We start from the raw sequence: 14,644 nt of genomic DNA on the forward strand, positions 1-14,644 counted from the left end.
TGTGACCGACTTCGCTGCCAAACCGACGCTGACCGGCGACCTGGTGATCCTGCGCCAGCTCGACGAGGGCGACTACGACGCGCTCAAGACAGCCATGGACGACCCGGACGTCCGCCGGCTCACCGGCAGCCACCAGGACGTCTCCGAGGAGCGGGCCCGCGAGTGGATGCGGACCCGGAAGGACCAGACCGACCGCCTGGACCTCGCGATCGTGGACAAGGCCTCGGGGGACGTCGTCGGCGAGGCTGTGCTGAACGACTGGGATCCGGACAACCGCTCCTGCAACTTCCGGATCCTCATCGGCCCCGCCGGTCAGGGCCGCGGGCTCGGGACAGAGGCGACCCGGCTGATCGTCGGCCATGGGTTCGAAGCGGTCGGCCTGCACCGGATCAGCCTCGGCGTGTACGCGTTCAACCCGCGCGCCCAGCGGGCCTACGAGAAGGCCGGCTTCGTCGTCGAGGGCGTCTTCCGCGACGCGCTGCGGTGGGACGGCGAGTGGGTCGACGAGGTGATGATGTCGGTCCTGGCGACGGACTGGCTACAGTCCAAGGCGTGATCGACGCCGCACGTATCGCTGTCCTGACCGGAGCCGGGATCTCGACCGCCTCGGGGATTCCCGACTTCCGGGGCCCGCAGGGCCTGTGGACGAAGAACTCGGCCGCGCAGGCGATGTTCGACATCGACGAGTACGTCGCCCGGCGCGAGGTCCGCGTGGAGGCGTGGAAGTTCCGCGTCGCCGCGCCGGCCTGGACCGCCGAGCCGAACGCCGGTCACCAGGCGCTGGTCGAGCTGGAGCGGCAGGGGCGACTGACCGGGCTCGTCACGCAGAACATCGACGGCCTGCATCAGAGAGCCGGCTCGGCGCCGGAGCTGGTGCATGAGCTGCACGGAACGGTCCGGTACGTCGACTGCCTGTCGTGCGAGCGGCGGATCCCGATGACCGACGTCCTCCCCCGCCTGGATGCGGGAGAGGACGATCCGGCCTGTGAGCTGTGCGGCGGCATTCTGAAGTCCGCAACGGTCTCGTTCGGGCAGTCGCTCGATCCGGCCGTGCTGGACGCCGCAGTGGCCGCGACCGAGGCCGCCGAGGTGTTCCTCGCGATCGGGACGTCGCTGCAGGTCTACCCGGCGGCCGGTCTGTGTGATGTGGCACTGCGGGCGGGCAAGCCGCTGGTGATCCTGAATGCGCAGGAGACGCCGTACGACGACGAAGCGACGAGTGTGCTGCGCACTCCGATCGAGAGCACCTTGCCCGCCCTGTTCAGCTGAGTGAGCCGCCCAGGTCGGCCCAGCCGGCCCACCCGGACCCGAGCGCGGACTGCCACGCGGTCCGGAGCTTGCCGTTGGCATCGATCGTGAACGCGGACCCGGCGCCGCCGACCGAGTCGATCATGCGGACGTCGGAGAACGCGACCACCTGGTCGTTCAGCCAGCCGGCGCGCCACTCGCCGCCCGGAGACAGCTGCCACATCGTCCAGCCCCGGTTGTCGGAGCCGCGGACCGTCAGGGTCAGGCCGCCGGTGTTGTCGAGCATCGCGTCCGGGTTGCCCTGCGCGGTGATCCCGCCGATCCGGCTGGGCCCGCTGTACGACGCGCCGCGATGCGGCTGCCAGCTGGTCCACACGCCGTTGTCCTGACCACGGTAGAAGAGACTGAACGAGCCGTCGTAGCTCATCACCAGGTCCGGGTCGGAGGTGGAGAATCCCGGCACGGTCTTCCAGTCGCTCCAGTCCCCACCCGGTGCGATCTGCCAGCGGGTCGAGAGCCTGTTGTCCGTGCCGCGGATCACAGCGACCAGCGTGCCGTCCAGACTGACATCCGCTGCCGGTTTGCCGAGCATCTTCGGTCCGCCGAGCGATCCGGACCGCCAGCCGTTGTTCTGCCAGAAGGTCTGCAGGACGCCGTCAGAACCGCGGACGAACAAGCTGATCCCGCCGTCGTCACCAACGACGGCGGTCGGGTCGCCGCCGACCACTACGTCGAGCACCCGTGACCAGCCACTCCAGCCACCGCCAGCAGTGCTCTGCTCGCTGGACCAGATCCGGTTGTCGGTGGCCCGGACGAACGCGGTCAGGGCACCGTTCCGGCGGACTACCACCTCAGGCTTTCCTGCGGCCGCTACCGGCGGCAGGTCCGAGAGGCCGCTCCAGTTGCCACCAGCAGTCGTCTGCCAAGCACTCTGCACCCGGCCGTTCCGACCCCGCTCGTAGACAGACATGGCGCCGCTGTCGTGTTTGACGACATCAGTACCGCGCGAGACGCCAGCCAGATCGAGCAGATCGTCCAGACTGCCCGGAACGGCCAGTCGGAAGGAGGTGTTGCCGCCGGCCAGTGCCGCGTGCATCACCTCGCGCTTCGCCCGGTATCCCGCGACATCCCCGGCAGCCTTGGCCTGCAGCGCTTGGACGGCAGCCACACCCGCCTGTGCTCTGCGCTCGGTTCTGGCGAACCACGGCTCGGAGTCCTGCACGAACGACCTGCTGGGCAGCTGCGCCCGCAGCTCGCCCGGCGCCGCCGCCAGCCGGTTCAAGAAGCCCGACAGCGCAGTCGCGGACGCCGTCAGGTCCTGGCCGTTGCGGTAGGCAGCGGTGAAGGCACGGACAAGCGGAGTGAGCGGAGCGGACGAATCACTGCTCAATGCGGACCCAGTGTGGACCTCGGCGTACCGGCGCAACGCACCGGCGACCGGACCGCCCAGCTCGGTGATGACTCGGTTCCAGGCCGCCTGTGGGTCGTACGCGGCCGGATTCCAGGCGTACTCCGACGCAGTGCCCAAGGCGATCAGTGACGGCTCCGCCTCCTGCATCTCGTTGATCATGAAGCCGGTCGCGTGCTGCGGCAGCCCGGCGTCCCGGCCGACGAGCGGACCGAGGTGCTGGGCGTTCGGGGCGTAGTCGTTGACCGGGTAGTTGTCGAAGATGAGCAGCTTGCGGCCGCCGAAGGCCGCCGACGCCTCAGCGGCGTCCGCCGTGGTGATGGTCGGCGAGATGACCTCCCGGCCGGTCCAGAAGATGTCCACGTCGCGCGGGATCAGCGCGGCGAACCGCGTCCGGTACGCCGTCCGGCCGTTACCCCAGTAGTCGGTCGGGACGGTCAGCAGCCGGGCGCCGGGGTGCGTCTTGATGAACCGGTTGTAGATGTCGTTGACCACATGCGCCTGGGCGGCGCCGAGCGGACTGGCGTCCGAGCCGAACGTGTCCTGATCGAGGGGACAGCGGAACTGGCCGCCGACGTCGTCCCAGCCGACTGCGAAGACCCGCTCACCGAGATCCCAGAGCTGCTCGTACCTGGCGATCAGCGCGTCCTTCTCCGCGGCCTCCGCATGACAGATCCCGTGGTCCGGGCTGGGGGCGGCGTTGGCCTCCGGATTGACCCGGTAGATGAACTCCACGTGGTTGGCCTTGGCGCGCTGGATCGCCTCCCGGATCCGGTCGACGTCCGCACCGGTATAGCGCTCCCGCCATTTGGTGCCGGCGGTGTGCTGATCACCGCTGACCGTGTACATGAACGCGTTCATCCGGTGCCGGCCCAGGAAGTCCAGGTGGTTGAGCAGGTCCGGCTGCCGCCACGGCTGACCGTAGAACGACTCCATACCGCCGCGGAGCGCGAATGCGGGCTCGTCGACGATCGCGACGCTGGGGATCGAGCCGGCCGCGGTCAGCTGCGCCAGGGTCTGCTCCCCGTAGAAGGTGCCGGCCGCGTCGCGGCCCACCAGAACCGCGAGTTGCTTCCCTTCGTGCTTGCCGACGCCGAGCACGTAGCCGCCCGGCTTGAGGCCCGCCGCCGACGGCAGCGACCAGGCCGCGAGCGCGGACGCCGCGCGCTGCGTCGAGACGCCGGTCTCCTTGACGACGGTGAGCCCGGCGCTGGGCAGGTCCGGGCCGAGGCGTCTGACCGATTGCGGCGCGGGCGTGAGGGTGGGTAGGTCGCTGCTCGCGGCGGCCGGCGCGGCCTGCGTGAGCAAACTCGCGGTGAGCGCGGCGACGAGTAACCAGGGCAGTTTCATGGACCGACATCCCTTCGAGCGGGTGGGTGTCTCCAGGAAAATACCGGTCTATACCTCTCTGCAATCCTTTCGATGAGGACTGTCGGTTTTGTGACGTTCGAAGCCTTCCTTGCCCCTTGACAGCGGGCTAGCGTCCCCGGGGACCGGCACGGGAGGGGATGCGCAATGCGTGGTTTCAGGCGGTGGGCAGCGGGATTCGCCGCGGCGGCGATGGTCGCTGTGGGGCTGCAGGTCCCGGCACAGGCGGAGGTGCGCGCGGAGCGGGTCGTCACGCTGGCCGGGTCGCTCCAGAGCGAGCTGGGGTGTGCGGCCGACTGGGATCCGGCCTGCCCGGCGAGCAGTCTCGGGAGTGCGGCGCCGTACGCGAAGGTGTTCGACGTCCCGGCTGGGACGTACGAGTACAAGGTCGCGGTCAACGGCAGCTGGGACGAGAACTACGGCGCGGGCGGCGTCCTGAACGGACCGAACATCCCACTGCGGATCGAGGGGCCGGCCAAGCTGTCCTTCAGCTACGACGACAAGACGCATGTCGTGTCGGTCAAACCGGTGCAGCTGGCCGGTCCGGCGGTGACTCCGGCCGACAAGGCGCTGTCAGCGCCGAGCCTGCGTCAGGACCTCACCAAGGAGCGCTTCTACTTTCTGATGGCGGACCGGTTCGCCAACGGCGACAAGAGCAACGACGCCGGCGGTCTGACCGGCGACCGGCTGCAGACCGGTCTGGACCCAACGGACAAGGGCTTCTACCACGGCGGTGACCTGGCCGGCGTCATCCAGAAGCTCGACTACATCAAGTCGCTCGGTACGACGTCGCTGTGGCTGACTCCGTCGTTCAAGAACCGGCCGGTGCAGGGCGCCGGTGCTGATGTCAGCGCGGGTTACCACGGCTACTGGATCACCGACTTCACCCAGATCGACCCGCACCTGGGCACGAACGCGGACATGAAGCGGCTGATCGATCTGGCGCACCGCAAGGGGATGAAGGTCTTCTTCGACATCATCACCAACCACACCGCGGACGTGATCGCGTACGAGTCCGGTCAGTACGGCTACATCCCGAAGTCGGCGTCGCCCTACAAGGATGCGGCGGGCAACGTGTTCGACGACAAGGCCTACGCCGGCGGTGACACCTTCCCGGCGCTGGACCGGAACACCTCGTTCCCGAACGTGCCGGTCTTCAAGACCCCGGCCGACGAGACCGTGAAGGTCCCGGCCTGGCTGAACGACCCGACGCTCTACCACAACCGCGGCGACTCCACCTTCGCCGGCGAATCGGCGGAGTACGGCGATTTCGTCGGGCTGGACGACCTGTTCACCGAGCAGCCGCGGGTCCGGGACGGGATGATCGACGTCTACAAGACCTGGGCCGAGCTCGGGATCGACGGCTTCCGGATCGACACGGTCAAACACGTCAACCTGGAGTTCTGGCAGAAGTTCTCCCCCGCGGTCCTGGCCGCCGCGAAGGCCGCCGGGTCGAAGAAGTTCTTCATGTTCGGCGAGGTCTTCGACGCGGACCCGAAGTTCATGTCGACCTACACCACCGCCGGCGCGCTGCAGGCGACGCTCGACTTCGGTTTCCAGCAGAACGCGGTGACGTTCGCCAAGGGCGATGCCGGCGCCAAGCTGCGCGACTTCTACGCGAACGACGACTACTACACCGACGCCGACTCCAATGCGTACCAACTGCCGACGTTCCTCGGCAACCACGACATGGGCCGCGTCGGAACGTTCCTGAAGCAGGGCGGTGCGAACGGCCCGGAGCTGCTCGCCCGGGACAAGCTGGCGCACTCCCTGATGTACCTGACCCGCGGCCAGCCGGTCGTGTACTACGGCGACGAGCAGGGCTTCACCGGACCGGGCGGCGACAAGGACGCCCGCCAGGACATGTTCGCCACCAAGACCGCGGACTACGTCGACGACGAGGTGGTCGACGGCACTGGCACGACGACGATCGGCAGCAAGGACCGGTTCGACGTCAATGCCCCGATGTACAAGCACATCGCGGCTCTGGCGAAGCTGCGGTCGAAGTACCCCGCGCTGTCCGACGGACGCCAGGTGCATCGCTACTCGTCCAACTCCGCCGGCCTGTACGCGTTCAGTCGTCTAGGTGCCGACAACGTCGAGTACGTCGTTGTGGCCAACAACTCGACCACAGCCAAGACAGCGACCGTTCCGACGTACGGACCGAACACCTGGCTGAAGCCGGTGTACGGCGGCACCAAGGCCGTGCGGACTGACCGTGAAGGGCGGGTGCTGCTCAGCCAAGCGCCTCTCTCGGTGAGCGTGTACCAAGCACGGAACAAGGTTCCGCGGCCGCACAAGGCGCCTGCGGTCTATCTGAGTGCACCCGAGCCCGGTGGGACGGTCGGCGGCCGTGCGGAGATCAGTGCGGCCGTTCCGGCTAACACCCCAGTCACTGTGACATTCGGCTACCGCCCTGTCGGTACGACGGACTGGAAGCGACTCGGCTCTGACGACAACGCGCCGTACCGCGTCTTCCAGGACGTGGCCGGCGTGCCGAAGGGGACGCTGCTCGAGTACCGCGCCGTCCTGCGGGACTCCGCCGGCCACTACTCGGTTTCCGGTTCGTACGGCGTGGTCGGCGACGCCCCGAAGCCGGGAGGCGGCGGTAGCACCGGACCGGTCGTCCAACCGGCCAATGTGAGCGTGCCCGGTGACCACAACAGCGAGATGGGCTGCCCGGCGGACTGGTCACCGGACTGCGACCAGGCACAGCTCGAACTCGACCCGAAGGACAAGGTGTGGAAACACACCTACACGATCCCCGCGGGCGAACATGCGTACAAGGCAGCGCTGAACAAGAACTGGGACGAGAACTACGGTGCCGGAGGCAACCAGAACGGCGCCAACATCTCCTACACCGCGCCCAACGGCCCGATTACGTTCTACTACGAGCATGGACGGCACTATGCGACGTCCAGTGCCGAAGGGCCGATCATCACGGTGCCAGGCTCGTTCCAGTCCGAGCTGGGCTGTCCGGGCGACTGGGATCCGGCCTGCATGCGACCCTGGCTGACGGACACCGATGGAGACGGTACGTACACCTGGTCGACGAGTGAGATCGGAGCAGGCGCCTATGAGGCCAAGGTCGCGCACAACCTTTCCTGGGACGAGAGCTACCCGGCGAACAACGTGCCGGTCACAGTCCCGGCGGACGGGCTGGTCGTCACGTTCTCGTACGCCATCGCGACCCACACGCTCACTGTGACGACGTCCAAGCCCGGTGCGCAGCCGGACCTCAGCCAGGCCAAGGCCTACTGGCTCGATCGCCACACCCTCGCCGTACCGGCGGTCCCGAACCCGGAGCGGTCTCGCTGGCGACTGCACTGGTCGACCACCGGCGGTCTGAAGATCGATGCCGACGACATCGGCGGTACGTCGGCCGGCCTGCGGTACGACGCCAGAACGGTCCGACCGGGCTATACAACACTCAGACTCGGCCACGCGGACGTACGCCGCATCCTGACCGGCCAGCTGGGACTAGCGCAGTACGACGATGCCGGTCGGCTCCTGGACGCCACCGGCGTGCAGATCCCCGGCGTGCTCGACGACGTCTACAAGGGTGCGGCCAACCGCACCTACGGAGTGAGCTGGAGCGGCGGCACCCCCACCTTCACGCTGTGGGCGCCAACCGCTCAGAACGTGAACCTGCTCATCGGGTCGCAGCGGCTGCCGATGCGCTCCAACGAGGACGGATCGTGGAGTGTCAGGGGCGGACGCAAGAACTCGTTGTACCGCTACGAGGTGACGGTCTACGCACCCAGTACCGGCAAGGTCGAGAAGAACGTCGTCACCGATCCCTACTCGGTCGCGCTGACGACAGATTCGACGCACTCGGTCGCAGTCGACCTGAACGACCCAGCTGGCAAGCCTGCGCTCTGGTCGAACACTCCGGCTCCCAAACTGGCCCGGTCGGTCGACTCGACCATCTACGAGCTGCATGTCCGGGACTTCTCGATCAGCGACCCGACCGTGCCCGCAGCGCACCGAGGGACCTATCTGGCCTTCGCTGACCAGGGCAACGGGACGAAGCACCTCAAGAAGCTCGCAGCGGCCGGTCTGAACACCGTCCACCTGCTACCGACGTTCGACATCGCCTCCATCCCGGAGACCGGCCAACAGACACCTGCGTGCGATCTGAAGGCGCTACCGGCGGACTCCGACCAGCAGCAGGCCTGCGTCAGCGCAGTAGCCGCCAAGGACGGTTTCAACTGGGGCTACGACCCCTTCCATTGGCTGACACCTGAAGGCTCGTACGCAACTCAGAAGGACGGTCTGGCCCGAGTGGCCGAGTTCCGCACGATGGTCGGCGGACTGCACCGCTCCGGACTGCGCGTCGTCCTCGACCAGGTTTTCAATCACACACCCGCAGCCGGCCAGGCGCCGACGTCCGTGCTGGACAAGGTGGTGCCCGGGTACTACCAGCGGCTGAACGCGACCGGCAAGGTCGAGACCTCGACCTGCTGCAGCAACATCGCCACCGAGCACGCCATGGCCGAGAAGATCATGGTCGACGGCACTGTCAGCTGGGCGCGCAACTACCGCGTCGACGGTTTCCGCTTCGACCTGATGGGCCACCACACCAAGGCGAACATGCTGAAGGTGCGGGCCGCACTCGACAAGCTGACACTCGCCAAGGACGGCGTCGACGGCAAACGCGTCTACCTGTACGGCGAGGGCTGGAACTTCGGCGAGGTCGCGGACGACGCTCTCTTCGTCCAGGCCCGGCAGGGCAACCTGGGCGGTACCGGGATCGGCACGTTCTCCGACCGCCTCCGGGACGCCGTCCGCGGCGGTGGCCCGTTCGACGACAACCCGCGCGTCCAGGGCTTCGGCTCCGGCGCGGCCAGTGACCCGAACGGCGACCCGATCAACGGCTCCGAAGCCGAGCGCGCGAAACGGCTGGCGCACGACACCGACCTGGTCCAGCTGGGCCTGGCCGCGAACCTGCGGTCGTTCACGTTCCGCTCCGCGGAGACCGGAGCGACCGTCCGTGGTGACGGCGTCGACTACAACGGCTCCCCCGCCGGTTACGCCGATCAGCCTGACGAGGTGGTCACGTACGTCGATGCCCACGACAACGAGACCCTGTGGGACAGCCTGACCTACAAGCTGCCCACCGACCTCCCGATGCCGGACCGGATCCGGATGAACACGCTGTCGCTCGCCACCACCGCACTCGCCCAGACACCGTCGTTCTGGCACGCAGGCGCGGACATGCTGCGCAGCAAGTCCCTAGACCGGAACAGCTACGACTCCGGCGACTGGTTCAACACTCTGGACTGGACGGGCGCCGACAACGGCTTCGGGCACGGACTGCCGCCGAAACCGGACAACGAGGCCAAGTGGGACTACATCCGGCCGATACTCGGCAATCCGGCGCTGAAGCCGACTGCGACCGACGTACAGACCGCCTCGGCCGCTGCGGCCGACCTGCTCGCGCTCCGGTTCTCGACCCCGCTCTTCCGGCTCGGCTCGGCCGACCTGATCAAGGCCAAGCTCAGCTTCCCGCTGAGTGGTACGACGCCTGGTGTCGTGACGATGCGGATCGACGACACGATCGGCCCGAACGTCGACCCGAAGCTCAAGGGAGTGCTGGTCGTCTTCAACACGACCGGGTCGACCGTGACGCAGACAGTGCCCGGGCTGGCCGGGCAGTCGCTCAAGTTGTCGCCGATCCAGGCCAACGGCTCGGATCCGGTGCTGAAGCAGACGACCTGGGACGCGGCGACCGGTTCGGTGCAGGTGCCCGCGCGATCGGTCGTCGTCCTGCAGCACTGAGATTTGTCAGTGGCAAGGGATAGCGTGCTGGTCGTGACCCTTCCGCGGAGTGCACCAGAAGACCAGGGGCTGTCGAGTGCGGCGATCGATGCGTTCGTCGCCGCGCTCGACGCGTCCGACCAGGAGATCCAGACCGTGATGCTGCTGCGGCGCGGCCAGGTCGTGCTCGAGCAGGAATGGGCGCCGTACCGGTTGGCCGATCCGCATCTGCTCTTCTCGGTCTCGAAGAGTTTCACCTCGACCGCTGTCGGCCTGGCTGTCGAGGCCGGGCTGCTGTCGGTCGACGACCCGGTCGTCTCGTTCTTCGGTCCCGATGAGTTGCCCGAGACGATCAGCGACCACCTGGCCGCGATGACGGTCCGGCATCTGCTCACGATGACGACCGGCCACGACGAGGACACGGTCGGCCGGCTCACCCACGACCGGCGGATGGTGAAGGTCTTCCTCGGTCTGGACGTCGAGCGTGAGCCCGGCTCCTGGTTCGTCTACAACAGCGGCGCGTCGTACCTGCTGTCCGCGATCGTGCAGCGGCTGACCGGGGAGACCCTGCTCGACTACCTGCAGCCGCGGCTGTTCGAGCCGCTGGGGATCACCGACGCGAGCTGGGGCGCCTCGTCGGAGGGCATCAGCTTCGGCGGCTGGGGGCTCAGTCTGGACACCGAATCGGTGGCCAAGTTCGGTCAGCTGGTGCTGCAGCGCGGCCGGTGGAACGGCGAGCAGCTGGTGCCTGCCGAGTGGTTCGAGGCGGCGACGGCCAAGCAGGTCGACAACTCCAACTCCGACAATCCGGACTGGCAGCAGGGCTACGGCTACCAGTTCTGGCGCGGCCGAAACAACAGCTACCGGGCCGATGGCGCCTTCGGCCAGTTCGTCGTCGCCTTCCCCGACCATGACGCCGTCCTGATCACCACCGGCGCGACCGAGAACATGCAGGCCGTTCTCGACACCGTCTGGTCCGATCTGCTGCCGGCGCTCGAGGGCAAGGAGGTCGCGCCCGTTCCGCGGCCCGAGCAGTTGGAGCTCGCGCCGCCGTCCGGTCCGGCTCCGCAGGCCGGCAACGGGCAGACCTACACCTTCACGCCGAACCCGGGCTTCCTCCGGTCGGTCCGCTGGGATGCCGACGGCACCGCCGTCCTGACCTTCCTGGTGACCGAGCGCAGCGAGCCCGAGACGGCCGCCTTCACCTGCGCGCCCGGCGCTTGGCTCCCGGCCGAGAGCGAGCGAGTCGTCACCAGCGCGTACGGCGACGGCGACGCTTTCGTGGCCACCGTCCGCTGGCTCGACACGCCCTTCGCCGGGCGGTTCCGGTGCCGTATCGACAGCGGCCGGATGACGGTCGACGGCGAGCTCAACGTGTCGTTCGGGCCGACCGAGTTCAGCATCACCTCGGAGTGAGCCCTCCTGACAAATCAGCTAACAGCCGGGCTCGCCGGACCGGAGTCCCGGCTGTTGCTTAGGCTTGCCTTATGACAACCGCCCAGGAACAGGCCGCGCTGGACCGGATCGACGAGGAGTTACTCGTTCGCGTCTGCACGGCGCTGGTCCAGGCGACCGGGCAGAATCCACCCGGTGAGGAGGCCGCGACGGTCGGCGTCCTGGCAGCTGTCGGCGCGGAGCTGGGGCTCGAGGTGACGACCTCGACGGTCGAGCCGGGGCGGGACAACATCAGTCTGACCGTCCCCGGTGGGGCCGGGCCGGGGCTGCTGCTGCTCGGGCACACGGACGTCGTCCCGGTCGGCGAGGGCTGGACGAAGGATCCGTACGGCGCCGAGATCGCGGACGGCCGGATCTACGGGCGCGGCTCGTCGGACATGAAAGGCGGCCTGGCTGCCGCGGTGGCGGCGCTCGCCGCGCTCCGCGAGGCCGGGCTCTCCGGCCCGGTCGAGCTCGCCGCGGTCATCGACGAGGAGGAGACCGGCAAGGGCATCCAGGCGTTCCTCGCGGCCAACGAACGTCAGTACGCCGCCTGTATCACCGCCGAGCCGACCGACCTGCAGACGATCATCGCGGCCCGCGGCGACTCCTACCTGCGCGTCGCCGTCCACGGTCGCGCCGTCCACGCGGGGAACGCGAAGGACGGCGCCAACGCGATCTACGGCGCGGCCGCGATCATCGCCGAGATCGAGCGTCTGCACGCCGAGCTGGCGGACGCCGAGCACCCGCTGCTCGGCCCGGCCACCTGGAGCGTCGGCCAGATCAACGGCGGCACCGGCGGCTCGATCGTGCCGGCCGAGTGCGTGCTGATCGCCGACCGCAGGCTGCTGCCCGGCGAGTCTCCCGCTGCCGTCCTGGCCGACCTGCGCGACCGCGTCGCCGCGCTGCGGCTGGCCGATCGCGGGCTCACCGTCGACCTGGACATGCCGATGGAAATGCCGCCGTTCGAGACGCCGGCCGACGCCGAGCTGGTGCGCGTCGCCGAGGCCGCGCGCCGCGAGGCCGGCGGGCCGGAGCTGCCACTGGCCGGTTGGGGTGCGGCATGCGACGGTGGGTACGTCGCACGCGACCTCGGCCTGCCCGTCGTCGTCCTGGGCCCCGGCTCGGTGCTGAACCAGGCGCACCGCGCCGACGAGTCGGTCCCGATCGCGGAGCTGGTGATCGCCGCCCGTACCTACGTTCTCGCGGCCATCCGGCTGCTGACCTGATCCGAACACTCTGCTGGAAAGGGGCCTGCTGATGAGTGCTTGGGTGGAGTTGGAGCAGTTCGACACGGACGGTTTCTGCGTGACGGCGACCGGTGGTCTGCCCGCGGAGATCGCCGCGGAGCTCCGGACGGCGTACGCGCGGCTGGGCGCCGACGTACCGGTCGCGGTGCGGTCGTCGTCCGGGGAGATCTCCCTGGACGTCGTCGGCCCGGACGCGGTCGTGGACGCCGTCCGGCGCTACTGCGCCGGCGAGCAGCGGACGGTCGCCGTCCAGCGGATGAACGGCCCGACGGCGCGGGTCGACCTCCGGCTCAGCCTCGCCCACGGCGTGCCCGAGCCGACGACGCCGATGGGCCTCGACGGCCTGCGGCTGATCGGGACGTCGCTGTCCGAGCTGATCGACGGCCGACGGTCCCGTCTCCGGGCGCTGTCGACCGCGGTCGCGCCGTCCTCGGCCCACTGGCGTGTCCGCCGGGCCTCGACCCGCGTCACCACACTGCTCGGGGCCGCGACCCGTTCGACGGCGGCCCGCTTGGACTTCGTCGAGCGCCTGCTACGCACCGAAGCGACGGCGCTGCTGCATCGGCTCCCGCCCGCACCGGCTGCCGGGGTCGCGCTGACCGACCTCGCTCGGAAGGCGCTCGGCAAGGCCGTTCACCACAGCGACCTGCAGACCGTCCTGCGCGGTCATGACCTCACGGCCGAGCTCGATCTCGAGCTGTGGGCGCTGGCCGAGCGGGTCCGTACCGACGAGCAGTCGGTGCGCGCGCTCGACGACCCCGCGGAGACAGTCGCGGCCAACTACCGCATCGGCGCGCTGCCCGCCGTCCTTCAGGACGGGCTGGTCGAGTTCTTCAACAAGCACGGGCACCGCGGCGTGACGGAGCTCGATCTCGGGACGCCGCGCTGGTCGGAGGACCCGGCCCCGATCGTCGCCGTCCTGGCCGATCACCTGCGGGCCACCGAGGCGCCGGAAGGGCTGGCGGCCCGGGCCGAGGCGGCCGAGCGGAAGATCGCCGAGCTGGCTGCCCGGGTCGGCCTGGTGCGCGGCCGGATCGCGCGGTTCGCGCTCGGTCGCGCCCGGAAGCTGGCCGCCCTGCGCGAGACCCCGAAGTACTTGCTGGTCCGGATCCTGGCCGCCGCCCGCCGCGAGCTGCGGATGGTCGGCGCGGAGCTGGTCGCGGCCGACCGGCTCGACACCCCGGCCGATGTGTTCTTCCTCGACCTGCGCGACGTCCGGTCACAGGCCGACCTGCGCCCGATCGTGGCGGAACGCCGCGCGACGTACGAGCTGGAGCTGCGGCGGCGGGTGCCGTGGCCGATCCAGCCCGATGAGCTGACCGTCGAACAGGCCAGCTAGGGCTTCTCGGCCAGTGAGGCGAGGCCGGCGGTGATGACCGAGAGACCGAACTCGAAGCGTTCGTCACCGCCGGTGCCCGAGGTCAGGGCGCCGGCCAGCGCCAGAGTGAACGGAAACCGGTCGGCCGGCAGCTCTGCGAAGTAGCTGCGCATCCGGCCGACGTACGCCTCCCGATCCGCAGGCGTCCACGCGGAGGCGCTCTGCACGGTCTCCTCGAACGAGACCGCGGTGACGTAGAGCGGGATCAGGTCGACCGCCCAGGCGGCGGCCTGATCAGGCAGCTTGCCGGCCTTCAGGATCGCGAGGAACTTCTCGGTGCTGAGCAGCGCCGGCTCCCCCAGCGGGACCTGGCCGATCGCGGCCCGCGCGACCCCCGGGTTCGCCCGCAGCACGCTAAGCATCTCGCGCATGCAGTCCTTGAGCTGCTCCTGCCAGCGCTCCGGATCCGCCGCGGCCGGGAACTCCATCTGCTCGGCGGCCCGATTCACGAGCAGCTGATCGAGCTCACCCTTGTTCGCCACGTGCGCGTACAGCGACGCCTGCCCGGTGCCCAGCTGCTGAGCGACCTTCCGCATCGAGACCGCGTCGTAGCCGTGCTCGACGAGCAGCCGCATCGCGGCGTCCACGATCCGCTCCCGCGTCAGCGGCTCCCTGGCCGGGCGCGGTGGTTTCGGCGGGCTGACCGGCTGCCACGGCGACTGGGTCACGAGGTCACTGTAGCGAACGATGTTCGTTAACGAACATCGTTCGCAGCCGGGTCCCATACCCCACGCGTCCCCCCCGGCGACCACCCCCCCTTCCCACCCACCAATCGTGGAGCCAGTGGGGCGTGGAAGG

The 14,644-nt window shown here is 69.1% G+C and carries 8 protein-coding genes; 6 read left to right on the forward strand and 2 right to left on the reverse strand.

The genetic code is table 11. The annotated features are described in order from the left end of the window. Nucleotide 1 precedes the first annotated feature (1 nt). Together ACZ6ZD_RS17775 and ACZ6ZD_RS17780 are read left to right on the forward strand one after the other, a co-directional pair. Nucleotides 2-556: a GNAT family N-acetyltransferase gene (locus tag ACZ6ZD_RS17775; protein WP_465673323.1), complete on the forward strand. Its 555-nt coding sequence runs from the start codon at nt 2-4 to the stop codon at nt 554-556. Further along, nucleotides 553-1,269, forward strand: coding sequence for an SIR2 family NAD-dependent protein deacylase (locus ACZ6ZD_RS17780; RefSeq protein ID WP_465673325.1), 717 nt, complete (start codon nt 553-555; stop codon nt 1,267-1,269). The genes ACZ6ZD_RS17775 and ACZ6ZD_RS17780 overlap by 4 nt, the downstream gene beginning before the upstream one ends. Here ACZ6ZD_RS17780 and ACZ6ZD_RS17785 read toward each other — a convergent pair. Then, nucleotides 1,262-4,006 (reverse strand): beta-N-acetylglucosaminidase domain-containing protein, encoded by a 2,745-nt coding sequence (locus ACZ6ZD_RS17785; RefSeq protein ID WP_465673327.1) that lies wholly within the window; start codon nt 4,004-4,006, stop codon nt 1,262-1,264. The two genes, ACZ6ZD_RS17780 and ACZ6ZD_RS17785, sit on opposite strands and share 8 nt — an antisense overlap. A gap of 165 nt (nt 4,007-4,171) precedes the next feature. On the opposite strand from ACZ6ZD_RS17785, the gene pulA reads away from it, so the two are divergent. The 4 genes from pulA (at nt 4,172) to ACZ6ZD_RS17805 (ending at nt 13,807) form a co-directional block, all read left to right on the forward strand. Further along, nucleotides 4,172-9,805, forward strand: a complete 5,634-nt coding sequence (pulA, locus tag ACZ6ZD_RS17790; protein ID WP_465673329.1) for a pullulanase-type alpha-1,6-glucosidase — start codon at nt 4,172-4,174, stop codon at nt 9,803-9,805. Between the two features lie 33 nt (nt 9,806-9,838). After that, nucleotides 9,839-11,200 (forward strand): serine hydrolase domain-containing protein, encoded by a 1,362-nt coding sequence (locus ACZ6ZD_RS17795; protein ID WP_465673330.1) that lies wholly within the window; start codon nt 9,839-9,841, stop codon nt 11,198-11,200. A 71-nt stretch (nt 11,201-11,271) separates the two neighbouring features. After that, a complete protein-coding gene (locus tag ACZ6ZD_RS17800) occupies nt 11,272-12,447 on the forward strand; it encodes an ArgE/DapE family deacylase (protein WP_465673332.1) in 1,176 nt (391 codons plus the stop codon). A 31-nt stretch (nt 12,448-12,478) separates the two neighbouring features. Then, the gene (locus tag ACZ6ZD_RS17805) at nt 12,479-13,807 is read left to right on the forward strand and encodes a hypothetical protein (protein ID WP_465673334.1); all 1,329 of its coding nucleotides are present in this window, start codon (nt 12,479-12,481) and stop codon (nt 13,805-13,807) included. Here ACZ6ZD_RS17805 and ACZ6ZD_RS17810 read toward each other — a convergent pair. Next, complete coding sequence (locus ACZ6ZD_RS17810; protein ID WP_465673336.1) at nt 13,804-14,514, reverse strand: TetR/AcrR family transcriptional regulator; 711 nt, start codon at nt 14,512-14,514, stop codon at nt 13,804-13,806. The genes ACZ6ZD_RS17805 and ACZ6ZD_RS17810 overlap by 4 nt on opposite strands. Nucleotides 14,515-14,644 lie beyond the last annotated feature (130 nt).

This window comes from Kribbella sp. NPDC104218 (assembly GCF_055584105.1).

Bases quoted from the DNA above. Each gene is read 5' to 3' on its own strand.
- ACZ6ZD_RS17785 (WP_465673327.1), bottom strand. From the start codon at position 4,006: ATGAAACTGCCCTGGTTACTCGTCGCCGCGCTCACCGCGAGTTTGCTC.
- pulA (WP_465673329.1), top strand. From the start codon at position 4,172: ATGCGTGGTTTCAGGCGGTGGGCAGCGGGATTCGCCGCGGCGGCGATG.
- ACZ6ZD_RS17800 (WP_465673332.1), top strand. From the start codon at position 11,272: ATGACAACCGCCCAGGAACAGGCCGCGCTGGACCGGATCGACGAGGAG.
- ACZ6ZD_RS17805 (WP_465673334.1), top strand. From the start codon at position 12,479: ATGAGTGCTTGGGTGGAGTTGGAGCAGTTCGACACGGACGGTTTCTGC.